Genomic DNA, 4,548 nt, shown 5'->3' on the forward strand with positions numbered 1-4,548 from the left:
GAGCAAATGCTGATCGATCAGCTATGAACCTGGATGCATCGGCAACACCACCAACGCCTCCAACCCGCCCTTCGACCGATTACGCAGTGTCAGCTCGCCTCCGTGTTCCAGCACAATCGCCCGCGCCGCCGACAACCCCAAACCAACGCCCCCCGTGCTTTTGTTTCGTGAGCCTTCCATGCGAAAGAACGGTGCGAACACTTGTTCAAGGCTGGCATCCGCAATACCCGGCCCACGATCCAGTATCTTGATCCGCACCTCTCCAGCACCCGGGATCAGTTCAATCCCCGGCTCACTCCCGTACTTGATCGCGTTATCAAGCAGATTGGTCATCACCCGCTTAAGCCCCAACGGGCGCCCGAAATACACCCACCGCAGCGGCCCGCTGAAGGCAATGTCGACTCCCTGATCCCGATAATCATCAAGCAACGTTTGCAGCAGTTCCGCCAGATCAAACTGGGTCGCCGGTTCAAGCCGCGCATCATCACGAAAGAACTCCAGCGCCGAGTTGATCATCGCCTGCATTTCATCCACGTCACGAAATAGCCTTTGCTGTTGCTCGCTGTCTTCGATGAATTCGCCACGCAAGCGCATCCGCGTCAAGGGCGCGCGCAGGTCGTGGGAGATGGCGGCGAGCATTTGCGTACGGTCGCGGATGAAGTGCTGTAACTGGGCCTGCATGGCGTTGAACGCGAGAATGGCCTGGCGGATTTCGTGGGGGCCGAGCGGTTCGATCGGTGGTGCGCGGAAGTCCACGCCGAAGCGCCGAGCGCCTTCGGCGAAGCGCTGCAAAGGTGTGGCGAGGCGTCGGGTGGCGATCAGTGCGACCACGGCGGTGGAGATCAGCACCAGCAGGATGACGATCAGGTAGCGTGGCGCTTCGTCGAGCCCCCAACTGCGCGAGGGCGCGGAGAACATCAGCCACGATGCGTCGGACAGCTCGATCAGCAGCGCGTAATGCGCGTCCGCCGTGTGCTCCGTCCAGTCGGCCGGCTCATAGGCTTCGATGCGCCGGTCAGGGGCTCTGAGCATCGGCTGCAGGATGGTCGAGCCGATGTCAGACTTCGGGTCGTCCACTGTCGGCAGATTGAGATCGTGCCTATCAGGATGCCAAGTGACAGTAAAGCCGTTCTCATTGGCTGCTTGCGCCAATGGGTTGCGCATTGGCGCCGGAGCGGCCTCGATGACGCGAGTGATGGCGGCGGCTTTTTCCAGCAGGCCGATTTCGGTCAACGGCGGGCGGGCCCACACCCCGGCCAGTTGGATAAACAACCCGTTGAGCGCCAGTGAAATGAGCATGGCCAGGATGATCGTCAACGCGATCCAGCGCGCAACCGTATCTTGCGGCCAGTCTCGGGCGCGAACCCGTTTCAGCCAGCTCATCGCCGCGTCACGCTGGGGGTGAACAGGTAACCGCCGTTGCGCACGGTGCGAATCATTGCCGGGCGCTTGGTATCGGACTCGAGTTTGCGTCGCAGGCGGCTGACCTGAACGTCGATGCTGCGATCGAACGCTTCATGGCAATGCCCTCGCGCCAGGTCCAGCAATTGCTCGCGGGTGAGAATGCGCTGCGGGTGTTCGACGAAGACCAGCAGCAGGTCAAACTCACCGGCCGACAGCGGGATCATCACGTTGTCGGGCGAGCGAAGTTCACGGCGGGTGACGTCCAGGTGCCAGTCGGCGAAGTCGATCAGCGGCCGTGGCCGTTCCTGCGACACCGGACGACGCTCGTCCACGCGACGCAGCACGGCGCGCACTCGGGCCAGCAGTTCACGTGCGTCGAAGGGTTTGGTCAGGTAATCATCGGCGCCCAGCTCCAGGCCGACCACCCGATCACTGAGTTCACCCATGGCGGTCAGCATGATCACCGGTAATGCGTGTCGAATCCGCAGTTGCTGACACAGGATCAGCCCGCTTTCGCCCGGCAACATCACGTCCAGAATGATCAGGTCTGGCGTCTGGCGCTCTATGGCTGCCCACAACGACGTACCGTCTGTGGCGACCTCGACGCTGTAGCCGTGCTGCACGAAGAATTTTTTCAGTAGATCGAGGACTTCAAGGTCGTCGTCCACAATTAAAAGGCTGTTCACCGAAGGTCACTTAAGGGGCGAATGGAACCGCCATCTAAAACCATTCACGGCCGCTCGTCATATATTTCAACTCTGCAATAAAACATCAGCACCGCAATAAACCAGACATCTTTGCGCAAGCTTTGGGGCTCAGCATCACGGCGAATTCCTCCTGAGACTTGCGTCCATGTTGCCTTTCAAGTGTGCTCCCTGGCTGGCCCGCAACACCTCAATTGCCGTGTTGGCCGCAGGGCTGACGGGTTGCAGCAGCCAGCCGCCGACCACCACCGACGTGGCCTGTGCCGACATCGCCTATTCGGTGTACGACCCGGCGGAACCGTTCAATCGTGGTGTCTTCGCGTTTAACCGGGTGGTTGATGATTACGCCCTGGCGCCGGTCGCGCGCGGCTACCGCTACACGCCGGACTTTTTCCAGACCGGCGTGCATAACTTTGTGGCGAACTTTGGCGAGCCCAAGGTCTTTATCAATGACCTGCTGCAAGGCAACCCTATGCGCTCGGTCAATACCTTGGGACGTTTCGCGCTCAATACCACGGTAGGGGTAGTGGGTTTGATCGACGTCTCCAGCATGGCCGGTATCCCGCGCCACGACGCGGACTTCGGCCAGACCTTCGGCGTGTGGGGTATCGGCAACGGTCCGATTATCGAGTTGCCATTGCTCGGGACCTCCAACAGTCGCGACGCCGCCGGGCGCGTGCTCGGTTTTGTGGTCAATCCGTTCGGCAGCAATAGCGATACCGTGGAGACGCTGTCCACCATCAGCACTGTCGGCGGCATCGTCGATGGCCGGGCAGAAGCCTTACCGCTGACCGATAGCCTGCAAAAACTGCCGGATTACTACAGTGCACTGCGCAATGTGGTCGCCGAGCATCGTGCCGCTTACGTGGCCGAAGGCAAACAAGGCTCGCCAGACAACACAACTCCTCAATGCACAGGAGCACCGACCGATGGTTTCTGAAAGCAATAGCCTGACTCTGCAGCAACGGGTAATCCGGAATGACCCGACCACTCTGCACTGTCGGGAAATCACCCTGCGCTTGTCACCGGACTGTCGCCAATTGGTGCTCACCCGCTACACCGAACACTACGGCCCGGCGCTGGTCCGCTGGATAGAGCGCAGCCACACGGTGTCGGTGACCGAGCTGTTTCGTTGGCTCGTGGCTAATAGTGAGGCGGGGGTCATGCGAGCGAGCAGTCAGTCGCTGCCTTGATTTCAGGGTGATGATACGGAGGATGGAAGTCTTCCGGTCGTCATCCCAGTTACTGCAGCCCTTGGCAATCAGGCTCGCACATAAACCCAGGCGCTGATGCCGGACTTGAGGGTCACACTGACGCGTTTATAGTCCGCCACCTCGTATTCGTCGGCCGCGACCAGCTCTTGGGCCGTGATTTCGAAAACAGTGCCGGCGATCTCGTCCGACAGGTCGCCACTCTCCTGCACGATGGGATGATGGGTTTTCCCACTCATGGCCAGCACCGCCGGATCGGTTATCTCGACCAGGTTCTGCTTGTAGCCTGGCAGACTGTCCAGATTCCCTTTCAACTCGCGTCCGAAGGTGGACAACTGAACTGCCTGATCCTGCAAGGTACCGTAGGAGAACAGCAGAACCGGTTGCTCTGTTTGGTTAGGCATGAGGTTTCCTCGATCAGATAAGCAAATCTTCGTAAAACGCCCCGAAAGGGCGCTCCGGGTGGGCGATCTGGATTTCCAGAATCCATAGGCCGGTTGTCGGGCATTTGTCTAAATCCCCGAGGTCGCCGCCACGGTGAATCGCATGAGGGAAATCGCTGACTCTGTGGCCTTGGATGTCCAGATTGAGCTTCCACCCCATGGCTTGCGCCTGGTTTGCCGCATAGCTGTAAAGCTCCATCCCGGAAACCCGCTCGCTGCGCCAAAAGCCTTCGACCCGATTGAAAAGCTCCCGGGCGGCCGCGGCACAGGCGATCATTTCCGGATCGGAACCCGTGGTGAAAGTCGCCCCGGCATCACCTTCGTGCCCTTGCCAGACTGCGCCCATGTCGATGAAGAAAATATCTTCGTCACTCAGTTCAGGATCGCCATCGGAGCTCTGTTTGAACGTCTTGAGCGTGTTGGCGCCAAAACGGATCAGCAGCGGATGCCAGATTCGATCCATGCCCAGCTCGGACAAAATCTGCTTGCCTCGCAACTGGGCTTCAGACTCGCGCATACCGGGAGAAATAACCCGAGCGATCTGTTCGATGGCCTTCCAGGTCATCTGCTGGGCGTGGCGCATCGTTTCCAGCGTGTAACGCTCGCCTACTGCCTCTTTGCCGCTCAGGACCATTGTCATCAGTCATTCCCTTTATAAGAAAGCACAGGCTCATGCGCTATATAGTTTTATATATTGCGATATTCAATAATAAAATATAGCCATGACCCTGACTTCAATTCATCGCCATGACGCCTGAGCGAGGCTGTGACAGCCGGAAGCGGTCC

At 59.3% G+C, this 4,548-nt stretch carries 6 protein-coding genes; 2 read left to right on the forward strand and 4 right to left on the reverse strand.

Annotated features, from left to right (window positions below; translation table 11 throughout):
* Positions 1 to 21 precede the first annotated feature (21 nt).
* Positions 22 to 1,383, reverse strand: coding sequence for a sensor histidine kinase (locus PMI30_RS24105; RefSeq protein ID WP_008006854.1), 1,362 nt, complete (start codon positions 1,381 to 1,383; stop codon positions 22 to 24).
* Positions 1,380 to 2,090, reverse strand: coding sequence for a response regulator (locus PMI30_RS24100; protein WP_008006856.1), 711 nt, complete (start codon positions 2,088 to 2,090; stop codon positions 1,380 to 1,382). The genes PMI30_RS24105 and PMI30_RS24100 overlap by 4 nt, the downstream gene beginning before the upstream one ends.
* Before the next feature lie 166 nt (positions 2,091 to 2,256).
* Here PMI30_RS24100 and PMI30_RS24095 point away from each other — a divergent pair, with 166 nt between their 5' ends.
* Positions 2,257 to 3,048: an MlaA family lipoprotein gene (locus tag PMI30_RS24095; RefSeq protein ID WP_008006858.1), complete on the forward strand. Its 792-nt coding sequence runs from the start codon at positions 2,257 to 2,259 to the stop codon at positions 3,046 to 3,048.
* Entirely contained in the window at positions 3,038 to 3,301 is a 264-nt protein-coding gene (locus tag PMI30_RS24090) for a hypothetical protein (protein WP_008006860.1), read from the forward strand. The genes PMI30_RS24095 and PMI30_RS24090 overlap by 11 nt, the downstream gene beginning before the upstream one ends.
* A 68-nt stretch (positions 3,302 to 3,369) precedes the next feature.
* Here the strand turns inward: PMI30_RS24090 and PMI30_RS24085 are convergent, their stop codons facing one another.
* Both PMI30_RS24085 and PMI30_RS24080 read right to left on the reverse strand, forming a co-directional pair.
* On the reverse strand, positions 3,370 to 3,723 hold the full coding sequence (locus tag PMI30_RS24085; protein ID WP_008006862.1) for a gamma-glutamylcyclotransferase family protein: 354 nt from the start codon (positions 3,721 to 3,723) through the stop codon (positions 3,370 to 3,372).
* A 13-nt stretch (positions 3,724 to 3,736) separates the two neighbouring features.
* On the reverse strand, positions 3,737 to 4,402 hold the full coding sequence (locus tag PMI30_RS24080; protein WP_008006864.1) for a M24 family metallopeptidase: 666 nt from the start codon (positions 4,400 to 4,402) through the stop codon (positions 3,737 to 3,739).
* Positions 4,403 to 4,548: the final 146 nt, after the last annotated feature.

The sequence above is a fragment of the Pseudomonas sp. GM50 genome (genome assembly GCF_000282375.1).
GTDB lineage: Bacteria > Pseudomonadota > Gammaproteobacteria > Pseudomonadales > Pseudomonadaceae > Aquipseudomonas.

What these genes read in the sequence shown, in the direction of transcription:
- PMI30_RS24090 (WP_008006860.1), top strand. Translation starts at nt 3,038, where the DNA reads ATGGTTTCTGAAAGCAATAGCCTGACTCTGCAGCAACGGGTAATCCGG.
- PMI30_RS24085 (WP_008006862.1), bottom strand. Translation starts at nt 3,723, where the DNA reads ATGCCTAACCAAACAGAGCAACCGGTTCTGCTGTTCTCCTACGGTACC.
- PMI30_RS24105 (WP_008006854.1), bottom strand. Translation starts at nt 1,383, where the DNA reads ATGAGCTGGCTGAAACGGGTTCGCGCCCGAGACTGGCCGCAAGATACG.
- PMI30_RS24080 (WP_008006864.1), bottom strand. Translation starts at nt 4,402, where the DNA reads ATGACAATGGTCCTGAGCGGCAAAGAGGCAGTAGGCGAGCGTTACACG.
- PMI30_RS24095 (WP_008006858.1), top strand. Translation starts at nt 2,257, where the DNA reads ATGTTGCCTTTCAAGTGTGCTCCCTGGCTGGCCCGCAACACCTCAATT.